We start from the raw sequence: 24,163 nt of genomic DNA on the forward strand, positions 1-24,163 counted from the left end.
CTTTCCTAAGTCAAAACAAACGAAGACTGGCGCGACTCGATTTGCAAACCCTTGGTTTGTCCCCCAGAAATCGAAACGTGGCCCGTCGTGGATTGGACAGCCCACTTCTGGATTGGCTGATTTGTCAGCATTCGCGCTCAAATATTCGTGTGAGGAATAAATGGCGAATATTCCTCCCGCGAATATTTGTCGGCTTCAGTCACATTGCGTGTACGCATCCAGAAGCGGTGAGGCATGTCGGGATGGGGCTCGAAGCGGTGGTCAGTGCAGACCATCTTTGAGGCTTTGACGAACTCGGGTTGGCGCTAAGGACCTTGGACCGAGCAAATGTACGCCCTGAAAACGTCGAAAGCTACCTCAGTGAATTTTCGACTTTGCCCATTCTCCAGCAACCTCATTCTTTCGCTACTTCTGGCTGCAAATGCAGAGGCGGCAGCCTGAGCGTTTATCGTTCCCGAGCAAAGCAGGCGCAATGTTGCTTCCGTTGACTACGAAATTTCAGTGCGTAGAGGCGGACGGCATCTGTCCCGAACCCCGTCACTTTCGAATGCTTGCCGCGAGCCATGGTGTAAAGCGCTTATCAGGGGAAAACACAGACTCAGGAGTTGGCATCTTTGTCGGTAGTCGTTGACCGATAGATTTGACCGGCTGAAATGGCGACATATAAGGACTTTGAATGGTGGTGCGATTTGACTATGCGGGCTGCTTGGCAACTTTGTTTGAAAATAGGAACCGCATGCAGCGGGTCCGCGCCGGAAAATTCGCATGTCGCAATTCGCGGCACCCGGGCTCGGCTGCTGGAGTCGATGCCCTTGGGAAGAAAACCAGCATTGGAGATATACATGGCACGAACCCCGAACGATGACCGCTCTGACTCGATGAACCCAAATAACGACGCATACGACGACGCCAACGACAACCACTCAAATCAACTGAATCCCAACAACGAGCGGTACCAAGGCGACCAAGCCTTCGACGAAGACTAAGCCGCCGTCATCGGAGCTCCCGCAAGGAGCTTGTCGCGCAGGCTAGTAAGCCTTTCATTGATGGCAGCTTGGGCGACTACTTTCGTAACAGGCTCGGTCGAAAAACCCTGCACGTAGCAGATGAGGAACGTCAGCCACCTTGCTGTCCATAGCTGGGTGCGCTCTCGATGAAAATCGACATCGGGGCAGCAGGCTACGAGGAGTTGGTGGGCCGGGCCAGGTGGCATGAGCTTCTGAGCGCTTGCCCACTGCTTGAGCTCCAAGTGGGTGAAGGTGCGCGGATTGGCTTTGTCCGCTCGTTCTGCGAGTAAGTCACACAAGCTGGCCAAGTTGTGCGTTCCCGTTAGGCTGAGTATGCGGTCGAACCAATGGCGCATCGGGACCTTACCGGGCTGAACTAAGCCGACGATAGGGTCAGTGCGAAACACCGTATGCGCTGAGCGGCTGAGTTGGACGTCTGCCCAAGCCAGGTGCTGCAAGGTCATGTCAAGAACCAGCATCGGTCGAAATGAGCCACTGAAGAGCCCGGACGAGACCCAGTGATGAATGCTGGCACCGAACAGCTTTGCACGCATTGTGGCTTGTTCCTCGGCCCCCATTTCACCCAACACATGAAGCTGGCGGTCTTGCCATGCCAAGCGAACCAGCAGTCCGCGCCATATCGGTCTAGCGCCTCTGCGAAATATTCGAAAAGCGAGGCGCCAGTACCCCGCCATGGCATTGGGAAGTGCCAACAGCTCTTCGATGGTGGGCGGCCGGTTGATGTCTTCAGGCTCTGGCACAAGGTTCGCCAGCGATTCGCGGGTTTCCCGCTGCATCGTCGAGCCACGCGTCACTGAGCGTACCCATGCCTGCATCGTGAGGTAGCTTCCATAGTCCATACGCTCAACAACGTAGTTGAGGCTGCGTCCGGTAGCCACCATGATGACCGTGTTCGGGTCGAATGACACTGCGGTTGACAGCCCCAATGTTTGCCGCTGCCCAAAGCTTGGAAGTGGGCGCAGGGGGAGCAGCGTGAAATCGAAGGCGCTTGCCGACGGTGGTGGTGGTGAGTCCATATTCGAGAGGGCTGTCGTCGTTCCTATGTTTCCACGTTAGCGCTTCTGGGTTTGGAGGTTCCCGGCACGGGTGAAAACCCTCGGACCACCTCCAAGGCTAAATAGTGTCTTATAGAGATGTTACGATATGTATCGCAAAACGCTATACATGGATTGCCTTGAGCATGGAAGCAGAAAAGACCGTAGGTATCAGTTTCCGGATAACTCCAAGGATGAAGCGCATGCTCCTCGCTGCTGCGGAGCATGAGCGCCGTAGCCTTACCAATATGCTCGAAATATTGGTAGAAGACTACTGTTCACGGCATGGCATCAATGGGCAACAAGGTGACGTCCAAGGGACGGTCGCGGCAACAAGGGAAAAAACCGCATGAATTGGATTTCCAAGGCGCTTGGGGACATCCACCCATCTCTGTCCTCCCTTCAAAACGTACCTCTGTACATCTTTCTCATCGTTGTCGCCTTGACGCTTTGCTTTCTTGTTGGGTACGCCATCAAGGGCACCCAGGTTTGGTGGCAACTTTGGTCCGCAGTGCGGGTGGTGCAGTCGCTACGTAGCGGTAAAGCTGCTCCCAAGCCTGAAGAAGTAGGCAAAGCCTTTCGATGGGAGCCACTTAAGCACCTCTGGGAGGAGTACGCCGACACATTGCACGTGCTTCGAAAGGCTTCCTCTGGTGGTGTGGCACTGACCGAGGTTCGCGCGACTGTTCCTGCCGAGAGCATGTTTACCCGAGAGGTCTTGGTCGACGGTAGGTTGTTTGACGACTTTACGAAACACTTGCCAGGCGTATTGACCGGCCTTGGCATCATTGGCACTTTCGCAGGCCTGCTGGATGGACTGGGAAAGTTCGACCCGTCCACCACTGCGAAGGCGGTCGAAGGGCTCGGACCTCTGATGAATGGAGTCCAGCATGCTTTTGTGGCCTCCGGGATGGCTATTGCCTGCGCCATGGGGGTTGTGTTCATCAGTCGGCTAACACTGGCTTATCTGTACCGGTTGGTCGAGCATCTCACCCATGGAATTGATAGCTTGTACTCGACGGGGGCCGGCGAGGAGTATCTCGCCCGACTTGTCAGTTCCTCGGAGCAGAACGCTGCAAGCACCGCGCAGCTCAAGGACGCCCTTGTTGAGGACCTCAACAAGATGATGACGAACTTGGTGGAGCGACAAATTGCGGCACAACAGACGGTGACCCAATCGCTCGGCGACCGAATTGGCGAGAGCATTTCTTCTGCCTTGGCTGAGCCGATGAAGCGCGTCAGCGATGCGATGGAGCAGACCAGTCGAGCCAACGGCGAGCAAGTGAACTCCATGCTTGAAACGGTGCTGACTGGCTTTATGGCTAAGTTGGAGGATACGTTTGGCGGCCAAATGCGCGGCATTAATGAGCAGATGCAGCGCTCAATGGACTCTATGGCGGCAGTCCAGGCCTCGCTGCAAGGCCTGCTGTCCGACATCAAGATAACCAATGAACATGCGGCCAATCAGATGAGCGGCACTCTCGAAGATGCGATGAAGAAGGCGGCCGACAATCAGCAACTGCTCACAGACCAGATGCGAGAGTTCGTACAAGATTTTCGTAAGCTGGTGAACGAAGAGCAGAACAAATCTAAGCAAGCCATGGACGACACTGTCATGAAGGTGCTTGGAGAAGTTGCCCTGGCGATGGAGCGTTTGGAAGATGTCCGCAAGGTTGCTGCAACGGAAGAGTCCGGTCGCAGCACGCGCTTGGCAGACCAAACCGGTCAACTGGTTGGAGGCTTGTCGATGCAAGTCGATGCCCTCATCAGTGCAGTGTCCGAGCAAGTTAACAAGACGCAGACCAATATTGACGCATTGGGGCAGGTCTCACTGCGAGCCATCGACGGCATGAACCAAGGCGCCTTGACAATGGGAACCGCAGCCCAGCGGTTCGAAACTGCCGGCGGCGCTGTCACCACAGTGTTCGACCGGTCCAGCAAGGTGGCGGACACCCTGGCTACAACTGCGACCTCACTACAGGTGGCCTCCACCGCAGTGCAGAAGGGGTTCGAACAATACGATTCAACGCGCCGGACGGTTGACGCCCAGGTGGCATCGCTCATGGGACTCATCGAAGCCGCCAGAGCCGAGGCCGGCGTCTCTCAGGAGCTCGTTGCCAACATCAAAGCGAGCGCTGAGGCGATGCGCCAGTCGGAAGCTGAAAGCCGCGACCACTTGGATAAAGTCAATGCAGCGTTAGTCAAAGCGTTCACTGACTTTGGCTCGGCCATGGTTAGTCAAGTGAAGTCCACCATCGCAGAAACTGACCGCCATCTTGCCCAAGGCACGGGGCACCTTAACGGCGTGGTCCAGGAATTGGCGAGCGCAGTGCACCGCATGAAACAGGCTTGAGATGCTCACTCGCATCACAGTTAAACGCGGAACAAAAACGGAAGGGGAAAGCCCCTTCTGGATTTCTTTCTCGGACCTTATGTCTGCGCTTATGGTGCTCTTCCTGGTCGTCATGGCGGTGACGCTTGTGGCGGTCACGAAGAGCGTCACGGCCGAGGAGGAGGCAAAGATTCAGCGCGAAAAGGATATTCGTGCGGTCATGTCGTTGATTCGGCAAGAGTCGGCCGAAAAGAACGTCAATGTTGATGAGTCTACGTACCGCATCGATATGGGTGAAATCGTGAGGTTCGATAGTGGGAATTTCGACATCAAGCAGGATGCTGCACGATTCCTCCGGGGGTACATCCCAGTCTTACTTCGGGCCAAGTCCACTCCCTCCGGACAAAAATGGATGCGTCGTGTCGTTGTCGAAGGCTTCACTGACCAGGATGGTTCGTACCTTTACAACCTCGCGCTGAGCCTAAACCGCAGCCGGAGCGTGGTTTGTACTCTGTTTGCCAAGTCAGGCGCGGATGAGGTGCCCTTATCCGAACAACAGCTTCGGCAAGTCCAGGACCTCTTCCTTGTCGGGGGGTATTCCTTCAACTCGATTCGCAAAGACAAAGCTGCGAGCCGCCGTGTAGAGCTGAAAATTGAGTTCTGGGGTCTAGATGAAAAGAATCCCGAAGACGATGGCGCGCTCAGCGGCAAGGATTTCGGGCAATGCTAGCTGCCCAAGCGCTTATTCAGCTGAGCAGGGATTTGACCTCAGCACTGGAGACAATGGGGCTCGCGTCCGGCTCGTTCGGATTGCCGGAACTGGTTGAAAAACCGAAAAAAGAAGCAGAGCAGCTGTTCCAGGGCTACGCAAAGGCCAAACCAAACAAGGAAGATGCCTACGCTGCAGCCCTGACATTTCTGCGAGGTCAACCGCTTGACTCTTGGCAGCGTGACCTCATCGCTTCAGCCTTGGCTGAGCCGATTCGCGAGCAATCCAACGCGACAGTTTTGGGAGCCAAACACTTTCCCTCGCTACTGGCTTTGTATGAAGCAGAAGCCGTCCGTGGCGAGCTATGGCGGCTCACATGGCACGGCTTGCTATATTCCTATTTCAACTATGCCTCGGTTGCCAACACCAAGGACGATGGCGCAAGAAATGGGTGGGAAGAGCTTCGCTCATTTCTTGAACGCACTTGGCCGCTTATCGACCGGGAAGCTGGAGTCTCGGTAGTCCCAGATTGGGTGGCCGTCTTGAGGCGCGAGCGCGAGGTGCTATCGGTCAACCCCGTCGCTAAGTACGCCAAGGCGTATCTGGCTGGTGATACAGCGCCGACAGACCGACTTGCTGCCGACCTAGGCATCCCGCCATCTAGCTGGTTCTGGAACGCACTGGTTCTTGGTGTCGTTCGGTGTGCGACGGAAACCGGTGATGCCGAGTTCATGCGCTTGGTGTCAAGGCTCCTTCATCTTGTCGAGGGGCATCCTGGTTTTCGTGACGAGGCGCTAGAACTACTGCTCATCCGGTATCACGCCTGTAAGAGTCCCCAGCCCAACGAGCAATTGCGCGACTACGTCGTCAGTCCGCGCGTCTGGAAGAACCCAAAGCTCAGGGCTGCAGGTATCGCCACTGCTTGGAATCGCGTGCCGGACCCCGTCTGGATGATGGTATTGGCCTGGGTCAATGAGCGCAACCTCAAAGACTTTTTTGACATTCTGGCCTCAAGAAATCAAGCCGACGAGGGGCGCTTAGCTTTCTGGTCGCAGTACCTGAAGCAGATTGTTTGGACCCGGCTCGTGTTTAGCGCTGACACCATGTACTTGAAAAATAAGAATGCGGCGATTCGGGACCTGATTGCGCGAGAGGAAGGTGCTTATGCTGAATTGACATCTAAGCGCGATGTCGATGCATTCATGATGCAAATCGGGTCGTACATCATCATCGAGTTCAGCAAAAAACCGAACGCGTGCTATGTCTATAAGGACGACGCTCTGCCCTACGACCGTTACGAGCGCTACTACGCCGGCGGCACGGACGACTTGGCTTTTGGGTACCACGGTGGGTGTGCCGCTCGCATCGTGCACCGAGAGGGCTGGGAAGACCGTGCTGCAGTTGAGCTCCGATTGCTAGGTATCGTGCCGGACAGACCAGGGGCGCATCGTGTTTCCGCTGACACGGGTGGCGTTCGCGGTGCGGCGCGTGCTTCCTCTGCGCAAAGTGACGCAGCACCAGCATCATTGCTGGCATCTCATTTGGCCTCGGGAAGAACGGAAGGGCAGGCGCCCGGTGGAGCTACGTTCACGATGCGACGTCTCGAAGGCTTGGTTAGGGAGTACCACGGTGCTTTCATCAAGGACAGCCGTGGTGCAAGTGGCGGGCGCCTTTGGGTAGAGGACGCGAATCAGGCTGCATCCTTGGCAAATGAACTTAGCGCTCTTGGCTTCAAATGGGCTGCGGCTCGTATGGCGTGGTACTACCCGGAGAGATGATGGGACTTTTTGACATTTTCAAGCGGTCTCAGTCGGGTGGGCGTTCCCCGTCAGTACTGGTCACGACATGGGCTACTGAAGGCATTGTCGTGAAGCTATCAGCGCCGCTGCCGACTCCTACTGCAGAAGCACTTCAGGAAGCCCTGGCGAAAGCTGGGCCTGAGGATTCAGTACTTGGCGTTTATCTGGCGCAGCTTGCCATGGAAGGGCTCTGCGAGATACGGAGAGACAGCGTGATGCTGCCTTGGGGCCGCGTCTATGAGATTTCGACCACCGAAGAGCATCAAGGAATGATGCAGCTCTTGAACATTCCACCTCAAGGCGCGTTGAGGCCAATTTTGTCGTGCAACGGAACGTTGTCGGACGCAACCTTTGAAATACAGGTGGCGGGATGGGCTGATGCCCAGCAGACCGTGAGGCTTGAGCGGATAGATGGCGCAGTCGCGACTGTGGGCGGAAAGCAGCTGCTGTTGAACCACGCTGCTTGGGCTACTAACTACGAGATATCAAAATTCCAGCGACGCGAAGCAACTGCTAGGACCCAGCATGAGAACGAGTTGGCATGGGGTCGAATTCGCAGCACAGCAGACCAAGCCGGCGCCCTTTATGTCACCCCATATCTTGAGACCACCTACGTTCTGACGCCGCAGACCCTGCGTTTACCCTTGTCGAAGGAAGAGACACCGTTTGGCCGCGTGCTCACTGTGGCGCCGACGTTCCATGGGGCCCCCGACGGTTGGCTCAAGGCATTCGATGGTTTCAATTCTGTGCAGTCGCATTACGACATGACACGCGGAGCGGGGCGGGTGCGTGTCGTGATTTCCGAACCAGTCCGTAAAGTGCTTGAGGTTGTTAAGCGGGAGATGCCTGGGCGGCGCGTTGCTGGTAGCCGTGCAGAGAAGTTCATTCACAATCCGTTCGCCTTTTTGGGTGACGCAGCGCATGACGTCATTGACGAAAAAGAGTTCGAGGAGGACCGGTCAGAGATTGGTGCTGTTGCCGCAATTTTTAACGTCGTAGCCCGGATTGAAGAGGGTCGCCTGGATGCCGTCGACTTATCGGTAACCGAACATTTTGGCAATGGCACTGTAAGACACAACATCAGCTCGTTCAAGGGGCAGGAGCAGCTCGCAGTGTTTGTTTCCGCTCTGGAGCAGGCATTGAGGGATGACAGGGAGCGCTTTCCTTGGGAGGAGTACGACTTAAGTATTGATGCTGAAGCTACTACGCAGCTAGAACAAGCGCAGCAAATTCTGAATCTGTGGAGAACGCAACCGAGTGAGCGGATTTCGTTTGAGGATATCTACGAACTTGAGGGGTACAGCAGGCGTATCGAAGGCATTGGCCTAGCTAAAGCCATTTACGTTCCGGTCTTTCAGAAGCCGACACAAGACGATGAAAAGGAGCCTGGATGGTTGCCACAGGACCTGACGCCCATGGTTCGTGTGACTCTGCAGAACCATGAGGGGTCGGTTTTGATTCCATTGACCACGCAGTGGGTCGAGGAGTTTGGAAACCAGGTACGTGAAGCTGAGAAGATTGGGGCGTCTGAGGTGACGAACCCGATTTTGCCAACTTCGATAGTGACAGAGCAGGCAAGGACATTGCTGGATAGTTTTGTCTCCATGCTTACTAAGCAGGATGGAGTGACGGGGGACGGTCATGCGAAGCCGCCTACGGTGAGGCCTCGCCGCGAAACTTTGTTGCTCAAGACCAACTTCAACACAGTTGACTATCAGGAATCGCAGGAGTTGCGACGGACATCGCTGACGCTGCCGCCCGGGGTGTCTGCTGAATTGCCGAAATGCTTACGCGCTGAAATTAAGCTCAAGTCACACCAGTTGCACGGCGTGGCTTGGTTTCAGCATCTAGTATCAAAGGCGCCAGCTGAGTGCCGAGGTGCATTGCTCGGCGACGACATGGGGCTGGGGAAGACCCTTCAGCTACTGTCGCTCCTCGGCTGGTACTACGAACGTAATCCAAACGCCGCGCCATCAATCATTTTTGCCCCCAAGAGCTTGATTGAGAACTGGGCAAATGAGGTCAAGAAGTTTTTCACTCCTTCATTTCCAGAGATTTTGGTTCTTTACGGCGATGAGTTGAAGGCGCTCAAACAGCCAGCACGACTCATTGATGAGCAGGTTCGTGCTAACGGCATCGTTGAGCTTTTGAAACCAAATTGGGTCGGCGCCTCGAAGCTCGTTTTTACGACTTACGAGATGCTCACGTCCTACGAGTTCTCGCTTGCTCGGCAGCCGTTTTCTTTTGTTATTTGTGACGAAGCTCAACGCATCAAGACACCGGGAACGCTGGTGACTTTAGCGGCCAAGAAGCTTAAGGCGGACTTTCGAATTGCCTGCACAGGTACGCCAGTGGAAAACTCCCTCGCCGACCTGTGGTGTCTGTTTGATTTCGTTCAACCTGGCTTGCTCGGTGCTCTTGAGGAATTTGGCAAGACCTACCGCCGCCCCATCGAATGCGATACCGACGAGCATAAGGAATCACTTGTCCGTTTGCAGGGGATGATTGCTCCGCAGACGCTTCGAAGGACCAAGCCTGATATCGCCGCGGAGTTGCCGAAGAAGTACTTCGCACACAAACGTGTGGACGCAAAGGAGCTTGGTTTCAAGCAGCATCTGGACGTGCGGGACCGGCTTGAGATTGCTATCACTGAACACCAACGCACCCTTTACATGGGAGGCCTAAAGAAGTTACAGGATGCGACGAGTGAGACCGATGGGCGTAAGCGGGCTCGCCTGTCCTTTGGTGCACTTCATCTGATGAAGGCTGTCTGTGCAGAGCCCTATTGCATGCCGGGAACGAAGTTCTTGCCGGATAGCCGCGGCAAGGATGCGCATCTGGAGAACTCTCCCAAGATGCGCTGGCTCCTTGAGCAGTTGGCGGAAGTCCGTAAGAGCGGCCAGAAGGCCATCGTGTTTACCGAGCTGCGTGAAGCGCAGGCCGCGCTTTACTACTTCCTACGGGAGACGTTTGGCATCAAGCCATTCATCATCAACGGTGACTCCCAGGGGCGGCAGGGCTACATTGATAAGTTTTCGGCGAAAGATGGATTTGACGTCATCATCCTCTCGACGTTGGCGGCGGGTGCTGGGCTAAACGTCACCGCTGCAAATCACGTCTTTCACTTCACTCGGATGTGGAACCCAGCAAAGGAGTCGCAGGCGACCGACCGCGCATTTCGAATCGGGCAAGAGCGCGATGTATTTGTCTATTGCCCGACTGTCGTTGCGGACTTCGATACGTTTGAAGTTCGGCTAGACGAGCTGATGAAGAAAAAGGCCGGACTCGCTGACAGCACGCTGGACAAGGATGCATTGGTCTCGATGCTCAATGGGACAGGGCGCGATGCGTCTTTCTATGAGCTTGTTGGCGGAGTTGACGGAGGGGCTGCGCTGCCGAAGCACCTTTTGACTATGGACGATGTGGACCGGATGGACGGGTTTGGCTTTGAGGTCTTGTGTTGCCTGCTATGGAGCAAGAGAGGCTACCAGGCAACCATGACACCGAAACATGGCGGTGATGGCGGTATTGATGTGGTCGCCCTCAAAGGTCGAGAAGGCGAGCTCCTCCAGTGCAAAAGCTCGAAGTCCGCTGAACTGGGCTGGGACGCCGTCAAGGAAGTCGCAGCAGGCGCGGCTCGCTATCAGGCTCGTTTTTCTGGAACTCGGTTCAAGAAGGTTGCTGTTACTAATCAGGGCTTTACTACTGGGGCGGTCACTCAGGCCGAGGCAAACCAAGTCCATTTGGTGACTCGGTCCAAGATTGAAGAATGGCTTGGAGCCAAGCCAATCACGAACTACGAATTTGAAGAAGAGTTGATGGCTTGGACAGAGGTTCGTCACTAAGGAAGTAGTCACCCTGGCTTGATTCGGTTTCGGATGTCCCCACAAGGCCTTGTGCTGCCCGGGTTGGGTGTCTTCGCACCAGCGGTTGAAGTCATCACTACCGAACTGACTGCCCTTGTCGGAGTGAATCGTGTTAACGCTCAGCTGACCCAGAAAGCCAACAAGTTCGAGCAGGACCCGGACGCTCTCGAACGCTCCCCGTGAGTCTATGACTCGAACATCTGCCCCTTAGCCATCAAGCCGGTCGACTGTAGGCAAGCTGAATCCGAATCGCTTCCAGGAGCTTGGCGTCCAAAGATTAGCGGTTACAATTTACCTGTGGCATAAGCCTCCACCTTGTCTCCAGCGAGTTCGCTCGCTGTCCGACCCCGAGACAAAACATTGGCGTGGTAGTTGGTTATTTGAATAGTGTCTTCAGCCTGATTCTCTTTTTGAACCGGGCGGTAGGGGTCGGACGCTCAAAAGCTTCAGAAAGCACATCATGATGGCTGCATCATTCCGCCTCCAACACAAGGGCAAGGCCCTCACAGTTCCCCGAAAGTTTTTACTTACCGGGAAATCACTCGCATTTGTTCGTCCCGAGCCTGTCCAGGATGACTCCGGAGTTCCTACTCTCAGATACTGGCCGCGTCAGTTGCCTCACTCCGCGTTCGAACTGGAAAATTTCGAACATCTGAAAAATGACTTTGAACTTGCGAGCCAAGAATGCAACACTCTTCGGCTGCGAGTGAGCATCCCCTCACATCCAGAGGTTAAGACCGTCGAAGACTTGCGCGCTCATGCCCTGAGCGTTGGGACTGCAAGCAGCAGTGCTCGCAAATATGACGAATTGAGCGAGAAGCTCCTCGGGCTGAAGCACGCGCAGCTCGTCGCTAAGCTACGAAACCAGACCGCTGAAAAATTTCGTAAGATTTTTGATGACGTGCTCCTAGTCGACCCGCGAGAGCCGGGGTGCCGCGGCTTTGTCTACGGAACCGAGGTGGAAGCTGATAAGCACATCAAGGAGGCTTTTTTTTCTTTGGCCGAACAGGGCCATGTGTACTCGCAGTTCATTGGCGGCCTGTTGGCAACTCCATTTGGCAAGCCGTTGTCCGCGAAGTCTGCTGAACTGCTGGTCCAGGCGCACATCAATGGTTTTCCAATGGCCTTGGCGGCGCTTGGCGAACGGCTGCTAGCAGAGAACTATTTCTTTGATTCCCTTCAATGCATCATTATGGCGCTGGAGGGCGGTTACAAAGACGCCGGTTGTATCCTGGATGACCTCCAAAAAAACACCTTCGCCACGGTACTGGAGACTCCCCAAGGGTTGGTGCCGTTCCTGCCATACCTTGTGGAGGTCGAGCTTTCGGATGACATGCGCAACTTGCTCTATAAGCACAAGCCAGAATGGGTTCCATTGACTCCTGAGCAGCAAGCTGAAGCCTTCTTTGCGCGCACGATGGGCAAAGGAGTGCATCATGACTAACGCTCTCCGCTTCAAATGTAGAAACTGCGGCTGCAAAACGGGTCCTGCGGCGTTCGAGGATGTGGACGCGGAGTTCAACGCTAACCACCCGTTGTGCCCGCCCTGTGAGGAGGCTGCGGAGCTTCGTGGCCAAGAGTGCGAGTATTGCGGCGCCCCTGCGCAACACATCACTGACGCAGGCCCTCTGTGCGAAGACCACTATGAGACCTACGTAACGGGCTACGGTCCCCGGGACTGAATAGGCATGACGCCGACGTAATCGCTCGGCGTTTCGTAACGTGGTAGCTAGGGCTGACAGGTCACTCAACAATGGACCTGTTAAATGACTCAACGGAGTTGAAGTTGAGCCGGTTCCGTGGACGCATCAAGCATTAAGGACTGGGGGCAGAATCTCTGCTTCTTACTTTCAAACTATTTGTACGTCCCGGAATTCACTTTGAAACTATTTGGCAATTTGTGCCCGTTTGACAGGTTTCGAGCCGGTAAGAGGAAATGTCTTCAAGAACGTCGATGGTCAAAATCTTGAGGTCTCTTGATGTCAACAGGGCGCGAGCGGCGGACTTGAGTTGACACAGTTTCTGATTTTTCAATTGCATCAACCACTTAGGTTTCCACTTTGAAACTTTTCAGCTGCCTCAAGGTTTGCTGTCAAGGCTTCCACTTTGGAGCTATTTGGTAATTTTGGCCGCTTTGAAACTATTTGTCCCACTTTGAGACTTATTTGTTAATGGCCAACCGTGCGGACTGGGATGTGTTCCGCGCGACTGGAGTCGCGCATCTGATGGCAATTTCGGGCTTGCACATCACCCTGTTTGCCTGGCTGGCGGCGCTGGTGGTGGGCGCGTTGTGGCGGCGTTCGATACGCCTGTGTCTGGCGGTGCCTGCGCCGTCTGCCGCATTGGTAGCCGGGGTGCTGCTGGCAGGGGGCTATGCACTGTTCAGCGGCTGGGGCGTGCCCGCACAGCGCACCGTGATCATGCTGGCCGCCGTGGCGCTGTTGCAGCTCAGCGGTCGCCGGTGGCCCTGGCCGCAGGTGTGGCTGCTGGCGTGCGCGGCCGTGGTGCTGGTCGACCCGTGGGCGCTGGCACAGGCGGGTTTCTGGTTGAGCTTTGTGGCGGTGGGCGTGCTGTTTGCTACTAATCCAATAGCTGCTAGCGCATACCAGTCAAGCGCTAGAGGCCGTTTTTATGCATTATTTCGAGAGCAGTGGGTGGTTACGCTCGCGCTGTCGCCGCTCAGCTTGCTGCTGTTTGGTCAGGTCTCTGTGGTGGGGTTTGTGGCCAATCTGGTGGCGATACCGTGGGTGACGCTCGTGGTCACGCCGCTGGCGCTGGGTGGTGTGTTGTGGGCGCCGCTGTGGAGCCTGGCCGCGCTCAGCCTGCAGCCGCTGGCGGCGCTGCTGTACTGGCTGGCGCAGTGGCCCGGGGCGGTGCTGTTTTTGCCTGCGGCACCGCTGTGGGCGGGCGTTGCGGCGGTGACTGGCGGTGTGCTGCTGGCCATGCGGCTGCCGTGGCGGCTGCGGTTGCTGGCGTTGCCACTGCTCTGGCCCGTGATTTGGTGGCAGCCTGCACGGCCCGCCGCAGGGCAGTTCGAGCTGCTGGCGGCCGACATCGGCCAGGGCAATGCCGTACTGGTGCGCACCGCCACACACACGCTGCTCTACGACGCAGGCCCGCGCTTCAGCCGCGAGAGCGATGCGGGCCACCGCGTGCTGGTGCCCCTGCTGAGAGCGCTGGGCGAGCGTGTGGACCTGCTCATGCTCAGCCACCGCGACGCCGACCACACGGGCGGCGCTGCTGCCGTGCTGATGCAGCAGCCGCACGCAGCGCTGATGGGCTCCATCGAGGCCGACAATATCTTGCAGCGTTTGCGACCCATCCAGCCTTGTGTGGCCGGGCAGCAGTGGATGTGGGACGGGGTAGCCTTTGAAGTGCTGCACCCCGTGGCCGGAGACGTTGCTTCCACGTCCAGCCCACCACGTCCACCGCGTCCCAACACGTTGAGCTGCGTGTTGCGCATATCGGCTGCCGGTGAGCGTGGTGAGCGCGGGGCCGTCGCTCTGTTAGCGGGCGACATCGAAGCGCACCAGGAGCAGGCCTTGCTGACCCGCGGTGCTCCCCTGCAGGCCGACGTCCTGCTGGTGCCGCACCATGGCAGCAAGACATCGTCGTCTCCCGCGTTTCTGGAGGCCGTCCAGCCGCGCACAGCTTTGGTGCAGGCGGGTTACCGCAACCGTTTTGGACATCCTGCTGCCGAGGTGCTGCAGCGCTACCACCAGCGCGGCATCCGGGTGGTGGAATCATCACGTTGTGGTGCCGCCACCTGGTCATCAGCGCAACCCGACGCCCTGGCATGCCAGCGCGATACAGCGCAGCGGTACTGGCAGCACCGCATGACCGCATCGGGTGATTGAGCCGATGGCGTAGTGCCGTCAGGGGCTGTTCGCCGGGGTGGGCGCACAACTTGCTATCCTGTTACCAGGAGGCCCGTTCATGCAGAAATTTGATGAGATGTACGCCATGCTGCCTTTTGATGGCAGTGATGTGCGGGAACACTACAAGCGCTATGCGCAGTGGTTGAGCAAACAGCCCCCTGATGTGATGCAGGCCCGCAGGGCCGAAGCCGAGATGATCTTCCGGCGCGTTGGCATCACCTTTGCGGTTTACGGCGCCAAAGACGAGGGCGGCGCAGGCAACGAGCGGTTGATTCCGTTTGACCTGATCCCTCGCATCATCCCGGCCCACGAGTGGAGCAGCATGCAGCAGGGGCTGGTGCAGCGGGTCACAGCGCTCAACCGCTTCATCCACGACGTGTACCACGGCCAGGACATCATCCGCGCCGGCATCGTGCCCGCCGACCTCATCCTGAACAACGCCCAGTACCGCCCCGAAATGGCGGGCGTGCAGGTGCCGCAGAACATCTACGCGCACATCGCGGGCATCGACATTGTTCGAGCACCCAACGACAAGGGTGAAGGCGAGTACTACGTGCTGGAAGACAACCTGCGCGTGCCCAGCGGCGTGAGCTACATGCTCGAAAACCGCAAGATGATGATGCGGCTGTTCCCCGAGCTGTTCAGCCAGCACAAGGTGGCGCCGGTGGCCCACTACCCCGACATGCTGCTGGAAACCCTGCGCGCCAGCGCCCCGGCCACGGCCGACGAGCCTACGGTGGTGGTGCTGACGCCTGGCATGCACAACAGCGCGTACTTCGAACACGCCTTCCTGGCCCAGCAGATGGGGGTGGAGCTTGTCGAAGGCCAGGACCTCGTGGTCAAGGACAAGTTTGTGTACATGCGCACCACGCGCGGCCTGCAGCGGGTGGACGTGATCTACCGCCGGGTGGATGATGATTTTCTCGACCCGCAGGTGTTCCGCCGCAACTCCACCCTGGGCTGCCACGGCCTGATGGAGGCGTACCGCGCGGGCAACATCGGCATCTGCAACGCGGTGGGCACGGGTGTGGCCGACGACAAATCCGTCTACCCCTACGTGCCCGAGATGATCCGCTTTTACCTTGGTCAGGAACCTATCCTCAAGAACGTGCCCACCTGGATGTGCCGCAAGGACGAGGATCTGCAGCACGTGTTGGCCAACCTGAAAGACCTGGTGGTGAAAGAGGTGCACGGTGCCGGGGGGTACGGCATGCTGATTGGCCCCGCCGCCACGAAGGCCGAGATCGAAGACTTCCGCCGTGCGCTGCTGGCCAACCCCGCGGGTTACATCGCGCAGCCCACGCTCAGTCTGTCCAGTTGCCCCACCTATGTCGATAGCGGCATCGCCCCACGCCACATTGACCTGCGCCCCTTTGTCCTGAGCGGGCGCGAGGTGCAGATGGCCGCCGGGGGCCTTACGCGCGTGGCGCTGCAAGAGGGCTCACTGGTGGTGAATTCGTCGCAGGGCGGCGGCACCAAAGACACCTGGGTGCTGGGCGAGGGTGCGCCTGCAGCGCAACCCAAGGCCGTGCAATCGCAATCGCAGGGACAAGGTCAGTCGCAAAGTCAATCGCAAGGGAGCCTCTGAACATGCTGAGCCGCACTGCCGACCATCTGTTCTGGATGTCCCGCTACACAGAGCGGGCGGAGAACACCGCACGCATGCTCAATGTGAGCTACGAAACCTCCCTGTTGCCGCAAGCTGCCGACGTGGCGCAAACCGGCTGGGAAGGGCTGCTGTCCATCAGCGAGCTGATCCCCGCCTACACCGCCAAACATGGCGAGGTGACGCCCGCCCGTGTGCTGGAGTTTATGGTGCACGACGGTGAGAACCCGTCGTCCATCCTGTCGTGCCTGCGCGCAGCGCGCGAGAACGCGCGTGCCGTGCGCGGCGCGCTGACCACCGAAGTGTGGGAGACCCAGAACCAGACCTGGCTGGAGTTGCATCGACAGCTGCAGGGCGGCGCCTTTGAGCGTGACCCGGGGCAGTTCTTTGAATGGGTGAAATACCGCTCACACCTGTCGCGCGGGGTGGTGCTGGGCACCATGCTGCAGGACGAGGCTTTCCACTTCCTGCGCATGGGCACATTTTTGGAGCGGGCCGACAACACGGCTCGCCTGCTGGATGTGAAGTTCCATGCGGTCAAGAACGACTTTTTTGGCCGTGCCAGCGAGCGCAACCAGGAAAGCGACTTTTATCACTGGAGCGCGCTGCTGCGCAGCGTCTCTGCGTTCGAGGTCTACCGCAAGGTCTACCGCGACGTGATCACCCCGGGCCGCGTGGCTGACCTGTTGATTTTGCGCAGCGACATGCCTCGATCACTGCACGCTTGCATGCGCGACGTGGTCGACAACCTGGCGGTGCTGGCCAACGAGCAGTCGGGCGAAACGCGACGCAGGGCGGGGCGCTTGCTGGCCGACCTGCAGTACGGGCGCATTGACGAGATCCTGGCGACGGGCCTGCATGCGTTTCTCACGCAGTTCCTTGACCGCGTGAATGACCTCGGTGGGGGCATTAGCCGCGACTTTTTGGTGACGTCTGGCGACTGACCGGCTGACGGGCAGGGCGATGGGGCGACTGACCGTTTGATCGCTTGCCTGAGACGGACCCCTTTAGGGGTCCTGTTTTGATAGCTGTCAGCGCTTTCTGGATAAGCGCTGGAGCCTGATTTGACTGTTATTCTGGGTGCGGCCAAGTCACAGCGCGTTCAATCCTGCGCATTGCGCTTTTGGTCGCGCAGCATGAAGAGGTAGAGGCTTTCGACCTTCTCACGCGCCCAGGGGGTTTTGCGCAGAAACTTGAGGCTGGACCCCACGCTGGGGTCGATCTGAAAACAACGGATGGGAATTTGCCTGCCCAGGTCGTCCCATCCAAAATAATCTGCCAGCCCCACCACCATGGCCTCCAGCGTCACGCCGTGCAGCGGGTTGCGGGCCTGCTTGGCGGGGGCTGTGCTGGCAGCGGGTGCATGGTCTGGTGCACCGGGTTCGACTGGGGTGTTGTCGGAACCAGGGGATGGGGTGGGCTCGGTAGCGTTCATGGGGCCCAAGCATAAAGCCGACGGACCGCCCGCCAAGCCGCTGAGAGCGCGGTGGCCGCTTAAGCAGTGCGCTGCAGATGGGTTTCGCGTTGAAAGAGCTCTGCAGCCCAGTCCACAAAGGCCCGCACCTTGGCGCTCAGGTGCCGGTTGGGTGGGTACACCACATACACGGGCAGCAGGGGCTGGGTCCATTCGGGCAGCAGCTGTACCAGCGCACCGCTTTTCAGGTGCCGCTCGGCCTGGTACCCGGTGATCTGCCCCACGCCCAGGCCCGCCACGATGGCGGTGACATAGGCATTGCTTTCGTTCACGCTCACCTGGTAGGGGCCTGTGATGTCGATGGACTCTTCGTCCTTGCGAAACTCCAGCGGGTAGTGCCGACCGGTTTGGGGCGAGAAGTAAATCACGCTGGCGTGTTTCTCTTCAATCTCCAGCGGGTGCGTGGGCGTGCCCTTGCGCTGCAGGTAGTCAGGCGATGCCACGGTGATGAACTCCAGGTTGCCCACGCGCCGCGCCACCAGCGACTGGTCGCTCAGTTCCCCGCCGCGGATCACGCAGTCCACGTTGTCGCCGATCAGGTCCACGATGCGGTCGCTCACCCCCAGGTCCACCTGGATGTCCGGGTAGCGTGCATGAAACTCCGCCAAGTGCGGAATGATGAGCAACTGCGCCACCGACGTGCCCACGTCAATGCGCAGGCGCCCGCGCGGGTTGGCCCGCGCGTTGGTCATGCTGGCCTCGATATCGTCCAGGTCGGTCAGCAGGCGAACCGTGCGGTCGTAGTAGGCGGCGCCATCGGGCGTCACCGTCACGCGGCGGGTGGTGCGGTTGAGCAGCTTCACGCGCAGCCGCTCCTCCAGCGCCTGCACATGCTTGGTCACCGTGGCTTTGGGCAGCGAGAGTGAATCTGCTGCCCGGGTAAACGTGCCGGCCTCAACCACCCGCACGAATATGCGCATGGCCTGTATCTGGTCCATGGCTTCTCCTTGAATCTGGAACGTCAGCACCCACCAGTGGGTGCTGCGGAATTCTCACACGGCACCCCTGTTCCGATTGTTGAGCTTTTGGAAACAGTGCGGGTGGTGTTTGACCTGTTTATCCGGCGTACATAAGCCACTACATTTCATCCATCGTCAACCGACCTTCCACCCTCCACCCACTGGGTACATGCCATGCAGCCCGACCATCCATCTTCGCCAGCCTCTACAACGCAGCCTGCTGCAACGCCCGCCAAGTCGCCCCGTGCGACCAAGGCTGCAGGCGCGTCGGCATCAGTGTGCACCGATTCCACCATTGAGGTGGCCAAGGGGCAGGACGTTGCTGTGCGCATGTATGGCCGCAAGAAGACGGGGCAGGCGTCCCCGCTCGTGGTGCATTTCCATGGCGGCGCGTTCACCACGGGCGACCTGGACAACGGCTGCACCGTCGCAACCCTGCTGGAGAACGTGGGCGCGGTGGTGGTTTCGGTCGCTTACCCGCTGACCCCCTTCCCCCAACCGGTGGATACGGGTTACGACGTGCTGAAGTGGGTGCATCGCAATCGCACCAAGCTGGGCGGGCAGGGCGCACTGGTCTATTTGGCGGGCGAAGAAGCGGGTGGCAACCTGGCCGCTGCGGTGGGCCTGATGGCGCGTGACCAGTCGCACCCGCCGCTGGCCGGACAGATCTTGCTGTCGCCCATGCTGGACCCGTGTGTCGGCACCGCATCGCTGCGCGAAGCCACCGGCAATGCCACGGGTTGCAAATGGGCCGAGGGCTGGCGCAATTTTCTGCGTTGTCCGCGGGATGCGGAACACCCCTATGCCGTACCCGGCGCTGCTCGTCGCCTGGCGGGACTGCCGCCCACCTTGATTTTGGTGGGCGACACCGACCCCATGCACGACGAAGCCCTGGCCTATGCGGCCCGGCTGGAGGCCGCTGGCCTGCAAGTGACGCGGCACGTGTTCTCCAAAACGGCGCAGTGGCCCGATGCCTTGCTGCAGACCGGCGCGCAACAAGAGTGCCCTTGTGCGGCTGGCGCACAAGAGCAGTTCCGAACCTTTTTTGAAGCAACCCGAAGTCCGGCGCCTTCCTGAGAAAAGCCGGGAGCCGTAGAAAGTGGTTGACCTCAACGTTGGTTGAGGTTTGTTACTGCGGCCTTCTCGCCTGCCACCTGGTTTTCAACGCTGATTTTTCTGGCCCCACCGTGCCGGAGGGAGATGCTTTGTCCACGCATTTCTGCAAGCCGTGCCCGCGAGGTCGCAGACGGCAGGCAGGGCCATTGATATCAACGATAGATACGGAGGAAATCACACCATGAACAACCCTTTGGGCGGCCCGCCCGCTTGCCGCTGTCGCTGTCACAACCCGCAGTGTTGCAACGTCTTCTAGCGTTCGCGCACTTTTCGCGCGGCAGGGCGCGTCCAAGTCTTGACTTTGTCACCGTGTCATTGCCGAGACTGCCCATCCCTGCCCGGCGCTGACACCGAATCGGCACAACGCTCATGCACCGGAGCGTGACAGACACCCTTCACCGGCTTGCCTCACAAGGGCGGCCTTAACGATTGAAATGACCATGAACTCCAATCTATTCTCCAAAAATCGCCCCCTGGGCCTGGCCACTATCGCCACTGCTGTAACCGCCGCCGTGGCGGCCGCCATCCTGGTGTTCCAGGCGCCTGTCGCGCAAGCCGATAGCGCTCCTGCTGCGCCACCCGCCATGCCCGTGTCCGTGGCTGCGGTGGTGCAAAAAGACATCGCCCTGTGGGACGAGTTCTCCGGTCGGCTGGAAGCCGTGCAGCGCGTGGATGTGCGGCCCCGCGCTTCAGGCGCCGTGCAGGCCGTGCACTTCCGCGAAGGCTCGCTGGTCAAGCAGGGTGATTTGCTGGTGACGGTGGACCCCGCACCTTACGCCGCCGAGGTGGACCGCGCAGAAGCCCAGGTGGTGGCCGCCCAGGCCCGCGTGTCGTACACCCGCAGCGAAATGGAGCGTGCCACACGCCTGCTCGAAGAAAAAGCCATTGCCCAGCGCGAGCACGACGAGCGCCTGAACGCCCAGCGTGAAGCCGATGCCAACCTGCGCGCCGCCCAGGCCGCGTTGCAAACCGCGAAGCTGAATCTGGGCTACACCCAGGTGCGCGCCCCGGTGTCGGGCCGCGTGGGCCGCATCGAAGTCACTGTGGGCAACCTGGTGGCTGCGGGCCCCGGCGCACCCGTGTTGACCACGCTGGTCTCCGTGAGCCCTATCTACGCCAGCTTTGATACCGACGAGCAGATCGTGGTGAAGGCACTGGCCGACCTGCAAAGCGGCCAGCGCGGCAACAGCGCACGCCAGCTCATCGAGCGCATTCCTGTGCAGATGGGCACCGGCACGGCGGGCAGCACGCCCCACGTTGGCAAATTGCAGCTCATCGACAACCAGGTGGACGCCCGGAGCGGCACCGTGCGCGTGCGCGCCGTGTTCGACAACGAAGACGGCGCCCTGATGCCCGGCCAGTTCGCGCGCATCCGCATGGGCCAGGCCCGGAACACGAAAGCGCTGCTGATCAACGAGCGTGCCGTGGGCACTGACCAGAACAAGAAGTTTGTGATGGTGGTGGGCGAGGGCAACAAGGCCGAGTACCGCGAGGTCACCCTAGGTGCGCCGATTGACGGCCTGCGCGTGGTCACCTCGGGCCTCAAGGCGGGCGAGAACATCGTTGTCAACGGCCTGCAGCGCGTGCGCCCCGGCGCCGTGGTGGCGCCACAGCCGGTTCCCATGACCGCCAAGGCCGAGCTGGCCACCGACCCCAAGCAAGCCAAGAACGCAGCCAAGTCGCCAGCGGCCTGAGCCAGAGCGACCGAAGGAATTTTGCATCCATGAACCTGTCCCGCTTTTTCATCGACCGCCCCATCTTTGCTGGGGTTCTGTCGGTGCTCATCTTCCTCGGGGGGCTCATCGCATTGCGCGGTCTGCCCATCTCCGAATACCCTGAAGTCGCGCCGCCCTCCGTGGTGGTGCGCGCACAGTACCCGGGCGCCAACCCCAAGGTGATCGCCGAGACCGTGGCCACGCCGCTGGAGGAATCCATCAACGGCGTGGAGGGCATGCTCTACATGGGCAGCCAGGCCACCACCGACGGCGTGATGACGCTGACGGTGACCTTTGCCCTCGGCACCGACCCCGACAAGGCCCAGCAGCTGGTGCAAAACCGCGTCTCGCAGGCCGAGCCGCGCCTGCCCGAGGAAGTGCGCCGCCTGGGCGTGACCACGGTGAAGAGCGCGCCGGACCTGACCATGGTGGTCCACCTGGTCTCGCCCAACAACCGCTACGACATCGACTACCTGCGCAATTACGCGGTGCTCAATGTGAAGGACCGCCTCGCGCGCATCGGCGGCGTGGGCCAGGTGCAGATCTTCGGCGGCGGCGACTACTCCATGCGTGTGTGGCTCGACCCGCAAAAGGTCGCGCAGCGCGGCCTGTCGGCCAGCGACGTGGTGACCGCCATCCGCGGTCAGAACGTGCAGGCGGCCGCCGGCGTGGTGGGCGCATCGCCCGGCCTGCCCGGCGTGGACCTGCAACTGTCCATCAACGCCCAGGGCCGCCTGCAGACCGAAGAAGAGTTCGGCGACATCATCGTCAAGACCGGTGCGGACGGTGCGGTGACGCGCCTGCGCGACATCGCCCGCCTGGAGCTGGGCGCGGCCGACTACTCGCTGCGCTCGCTACTCAACAACGACCCCGCCGTGGGCATGGGCGTGTTCCAGGCGCCGGGCTCCAACGCGCTCGACATCTCGTCGAACGTGCGCAAGACCATGGACGAGATCCAGAAGAACATGCCCGAAGGCGTGGAGTACCGCATTGCGTACGACCCCACGCAGTTCGTGCGCGCATCGATCAAGTCGGTGATCCACACGCTGCTCGAAGCCATCGCCCTCGTGGTGCTGGTGGTGATCCTGTTCCTGCAGACCTGGCGCGCCTCCATCATCCCGCTGCTGGCCGTGCCGGTGTCGGTGGTGGGCACGTTTGCGGTGCTGCACCTACTGGGTTTTTCGATCAACGCGCTCTCTCTGTTCGGCCTGGTGCTGGCCATCGGCATCGTGGTGGACGACGCCATCGTGGTGGTGGAGAACGTGGAGCGCAACATCGAGGCGGGCCTGACCCCGCGCGAGGCCACCTACCGCGCCATGCGTGAAGTGTCCGGCCCCATCATCGCGATTGCGCTGGTGCTGGTGGCAGTGTTCGTGCCGCTGGCCTTCATCAGTGGCCTCACAGGCCAGTTCTACAAGCAGTTCGCGGTGACCATCGCGATCTCCACGGTGATCTCGGCGATCAATTCGCTGACCCTGTCGCCCGCCCTGTCAGCACTGCTGCTCAAGGGCCACAACGAGCCCAAGGACGCGCTCACGCGCGGCATGGACAAGGTGTTTGGTGGCCTGTTCCGTGGCTTCAACCGCCTGTTCCACCGCGGCTCGGAGGCCTACAGCGGCGGTGTCAAACGCGTCATCGGCCGCAAGGCGCTGATGTTCGTGATCTACCTCGCGCTGGTGGGGGCCACCATGGGCCTGTTCAAGATCGTGCCCGGCGGCTTCGTGCCCGCGCAGGACAAGCAGTACCTGATCGGCTTTGCGCAGTTGCCTGACGGCGCCACGCTGGACCGCACCGAGAACGTGATCCGCCGCATGGGCGAGATCATGAAGGAGAACCCGAACGTCGAGGACGCGATCGCCTTCCCGGGTCTGTCGATCAATGGCTTCACCAACAGCTCCAACGCCGGCATCGTGTTCGCTACGCTCAAGCCCTTTGCCGAGCGCACCCGCGCCGACCAGAGCGGCGGCGCGGTGGCGGGCCAGCTGAACCAGGCCTTTGGCAACATCCAGGACGCGTTCATCGCCATGTTCCCGCCACCCCCGGTGGCGGGCCTGGGCACCACGGGCGGCTTCAAGCTGCAGATCGAAGACCGTGCCTCGCTGGGCTACGAAGCCATGGACGGCGCCGTGAAGGCCTTCATGGCCAAGGCCTACCAGACGCCCGAGCTGACCGGTATCTTCAGTAGCTGGCAGGTCAACGTGCCGCAGCTGTACGCCAACATCGACCGCACCAAGGCGCGCCAGCTCGGTGTGCCGGTAACGGACATCTTTGACACGCTGCAGATCTACCTGGGCAGCCTCTATGCCAACGACTTCAACCAGTTCGGCCGCACCTACAGCGTACGCGTGCAGGCCGATGCGGCCTACCGCGCGCGGGCTGAGGATGTGGGCCTGCTTAAGGTGCGTTCCAGCACCGGCGAGATGGTGCCCCTGTCGGCGCTGATGAAGATGGAGCCGAGCTTCGGCCCCGAACGCGCCATGCGCTACAACGGCTACCTGGCTGCTGATGTGAACGGCGGCCCTGCACTCGGTTATTCATCGGGCCAGGCGCAGGCCGCCATCGAGCGCATTGCCGCAGAGACCCTGCCCCAGGGCATCACGTTCGAGTGGACCGAGCTGACCTACCAGGAAATCCTGGCGGGCAACTC

The 24,163-nt window shown here is 59.6% G+C and carries 15 protein-coding genes and 1 pseudogene; 13 read left to right on the top strand and 3 right to left on the bottom strand.

Translation table 11 applies throughout. From position 1 onward, the window contains the following. The first annotated feature begins 842 nt into the window (after positions 1–842). On the top strand, positions 843–986 hold the full coding sequence (locus ACK4OE_RS01850) for a hypothetical protein (protein ID WP_409882628.1): 144 nt from the start codon (positions 843–845) through the stop codon (positions 984–986). Here the strand turns inward: ACK4OE_RS01850 and ACK4OE_RS01855 are convergent. Then, positions 983–2,044, bottom strand: coding sequence for a hypothetical protein (locus tag ACK4OE_RS01855; protein WP_409882629.1), 1,062 nt, complete (start codon positions 2,042–2,044; stop codon positions 983–985). The genes ACK4OE_RS01850 and ACK4OE_RS01855 overlap by 4 nt on opposite strands. A gap of 164 nt (positions 2,045–2,208) precedes the next feature. On the opposite strand from ACK4OE_RS01855, the gene ACK4OE_RS01860 reads away from it, so the two are divergent. The 9 genes and pseudogenes from ACK4OE_RS01860 (at position 2,209) to ACK4OE_RS01900 (ending at position 17,196) form a co-directional block, all read left to right on the top strand. Then, entirely contained in the window at positions 2,209–2,415 is a 207-nt protein-coding gene (locus tag ACK4OE_RS01860; protein WP_409882630.1) for a hypothetical protein, read from the top strand. Continuing rightward, on the top strand, positions 2,412–4,415 hold the full coding sequence (gene zorA, locus ACK4OE_RS01865; protein WP_409882631.1) for an anti-phage ZorAB system protein ZorA: 2,004 nt from the start codon (positions 2,412–2,414) through the stop codon (positions 4,413–4,415). Before ACK4OE_RS01860 ends, zorA begins: the two co-directional genes overlap by 4 nt. A 1-nt stretch (position 4,416) precedes the next feature. Further along, the gene (locus ACK4OE_RS01870) at positions 4,417–5,124 is read left to right on the top strand and encodes an OmpA family protein (RefSeq protein WP_409882632.1); all 708 of its coding nucleotides are present in this window, start codon (positions 4,417–4,419) and stop codon (positions 5,122–5,124) included. Then, positions 5,118–6,881 (top strand): EH signature domain-containing protein, encoded by a 1,764-nt coding sequence (locus tag ACK4OE_RS01875; protein WP_409882633.1) that lies wholly within the window; start codon positions 5,118–5,120, stop codon positions 6,879–6,881. Before ACK4OE_RS01870 ends, ACK4OE_RS01875 begins: the two co-directional genes overlap by 7 nt. Next, positions 6,881–10,747: an SNF2-related protein gene (locus ACK4OE_RS01880; RefSeq protein WP_409882634.1), complete on the top strand. Its 3,867-nt coding sequence runs from the start codon at positions 6,881–6,883 to the stop codon at positions 10,745–10,747. Before ACK4OE_RS01875 ends, ACK4OE_RS01880 begins: the two co-directional genes overlap by 1 nt. Positions 10,748–11,231: 484 nt before the next feature. Then, entirely contained in the window at positions 11,232–12,212 is a 981-nt protein-coding gene (locus ACK4OE_RS01885) for a hypothetical protein (protein ID WP_409882635.1), read from the top strand. Between the two features lie 736 nt (positions 12,213–12,948). Then, positions 12,949–14,625, top strand: a pseudogene (locus ACK4OE_RS01890) (DNA internalization-related competence protein ComEC/Rec2); the annotation flags it as partial. Between the two features lie 79 nt (positions 14,626–14,704). Further along, positions 14,705–16,234, top strand: a complete 1,530-nt coding sequence (locus ACK4OE_RS01895) for a circularly permuted type 2 ATP-grasp protein (protein ID WP_409882636.1) — start codon at positions 14,705–14,707, stop codon at positions 16,232–16,234. Positions 16,235–16,236: 2 nt separating this feature from the next. Then, positions 16,237–17,196, top strand: coding sequence for an alpha-E domain-containing protein (locus ACK4OE_RS01900; protein WP_409882637.1), 960 nt, complete (start codon positions 16,237–16,239; stop codon positions 17,194–17,196). Positions 17,197–17,354: 158 nt separating this feature from the next. Here the strand turns inward: ACK4OE_RS01900 and ACK4OE_RS01905 are convergent, their stop codons facing one another. Together ACK4OE_RS01905 and ACK4OE_RS01910 are read right to left on the bottom strand one after the other, a co-directional pair. After that, positions 17,355–17,687 carry a VF530 family DNA-binding protein gene (locus tag ACK4OE_RS01905; protein WP_409882638.1) on the bottom strand — a complete coding sequence of 111 codons (333 nt, stop codon included), beginning with the start codon at positions 17,685–17,687 and terminating at the stop codon, positions 17,355–17,357. A gap of 59 nt (positions 17,688–17,746) precedes the next feature. After that, positions 17,747–18,664 (bottom strand): LysR family transcriptional regulator, encoded by a 918-nt coding sequence (locus ACK4OE_RS01910; protein WP_409882639.1) that lies wholly within the window; start codon positions 18,662–18,664, stop codon positions 17,747–17,749. A gap of 195 nt (positions 18,665–18,859) precedes the next feature. Between ACK4OE_RS01910 and ACK4OE_RS01915 the strand changes: the two genes are divergently transcribed. From ACK4OE_RS01915 to ACK4OE_RS01925, 3 genes are all read left to right on the top strand, one after another. Continuing rightward, complete coding sequence (locus tag ACK4OE_RS01915) at positions 18,860–19,762, top strand: alpha/beta hydrolase (RefSeq protein ID WP_409882641.1); 903 nt, start codon at positions 18,860–18,862, stop codon at positions 19,760–19,762. A 479-nt stretch (positions 19,763–20,241) separates the two neighbouring features. Further along, on the top strand, positions 20,242–21,495 hold the full coding sequence (locus tag ACK4OE_RS01920) for an efflux RND transporter periplasmic adaptor subunit (protein WP_409882642.1): 1,254 nt from the start codon (positions 20,242–20,244) through the stop codon (positions 21,493–21,495). A gap of 29 nt (positions 21,496–21,524) precedes the next feature. Beyond that, a partial coding sequence (locus ACK4OE_RS01925; protein WP_409882643.1) for an efflux RND transporter permease subunit occupies positions 21,525–24,163 on the top strand: 2,639 nt, incomplete at its 3' end.

Origin of the sequence: Acidovorax sp. (assembly GCF_046314175.1) — a bacterium.
In the GTDB taxonomy this organism is placed as follows: domain Bacteria; phylum Pseudomonadota; class Gammaproteobacteria; order Burkholderiales; family Burkholderiaceae_C; genus Acidovorax.

What these genes read in the sequence shown, in the direction of transcription:
- ACK4OE_RS01850 (WP_409882628.1), top strand. Translation starts at nt 843, where the DNA reads ATGGCACGAACCCCGAACGATGACCGCTCTGACTCGATGAACCCAAAT.
- ACK4OE_RS01900 (WP_409882637.1), top strand. Translation starts at nt 16,237, where the DNA reads ATGCTGAGCCGCACTGCCGACCATCTGTTCTGGATGTCCCGCTACACA.
- zorA (WP_409882631.1), top strand. Translation starts at nt 2,412, where the DNA reads ATGAATTGGATTTCCAAGGCGCTTGGGGACATCCACCCATCTCTGTCC.
- ACK4OE_RS01895 (WP_409882636.1), top strand. Translation starts at nt 14,705, where the DNA reads ATGCAGAAATTTGATGAGATGTACGCCATGCTGCCTTTTGATGGCAGT.
- ACK4OE_RS01875 (WP_409882633.1), top strand. Translation starts at nt 5,118, where the DNA reads ATGCTAGCTGCCCAAGCGCTTATTCAGCTGAGCAGGGATTTGACCTCA.
- ACK4OE_RS01880 (WP_409882634.1), top strand. Translation starts at nt 6,881, where the DNA reads ATGGGACTTTTTGACATTTTCAAGCGGTCTCAGTCGGGTGGGCGTTCC.
- ACK4OE_RS01920 (WP_409882642.1), top strand. Translation starts at nt 20,242, where the DNA reads ATGAACTCCAATCTATTCTCCAAAAATCGCCCCCTGGGCCTGGCCACT.
- ACK4OE_RS01910 (WP_409882639.1), bottom strand. Translation starts at nt 18,664, where the DNA reads ATGGACCAGATACAGGCCATGCGCATATTCGTGCGGGTGGTTGAGGCC.
- ACK4OE_RS01915 (WP_409882641.1), top strand. Translation starts at nt 18,860, where the DNA reads ATGCAGCCCGACCATCCATCTTCGCCAGCCTCTACAACGCAGCCTGCT.
- ACK4OE_RS01885 (WP_409882635.1), top strand. Translation starts at nt 11,232, where the DNA reads ATGGCTGCATCATTCCGCCTCCAACACAAGGGCAAGGCCCTCACAGTT.
- ACK4OE_RS01860 (WP_409882630.1), top strand. Translation starts at nt 2,209, where the DNA reads ATGGAAGCAGAAAAGACCGTAGGTATCAGTTTCCGGATAACTCCAAGG.
- ACK4OE_RS01905 (WP_409882638.1), bottom strand. Translation starts at nt 17,687, where the DNA reads ATGAACGCTACCGAGCCCACCCCATCCCCTGGTTCCGACAACACCCCA.
- ACK4OE_RS01855 (WP_409882629.1), bottom strand. Translation starts at nt 2,044, where the DNA reads ATGGACTCACCACCACCACCGTCGGCAAGCGCCTTCGATTTCACGCTG.
- ACK4OE_RS01870 (WP_409882632.1), top strand. Translation starts at nt 4,417, where the DNA reads ATGCTCACTCGCATCACAGTTAAACGCGGAACAAAAACGGAAGGGGAA.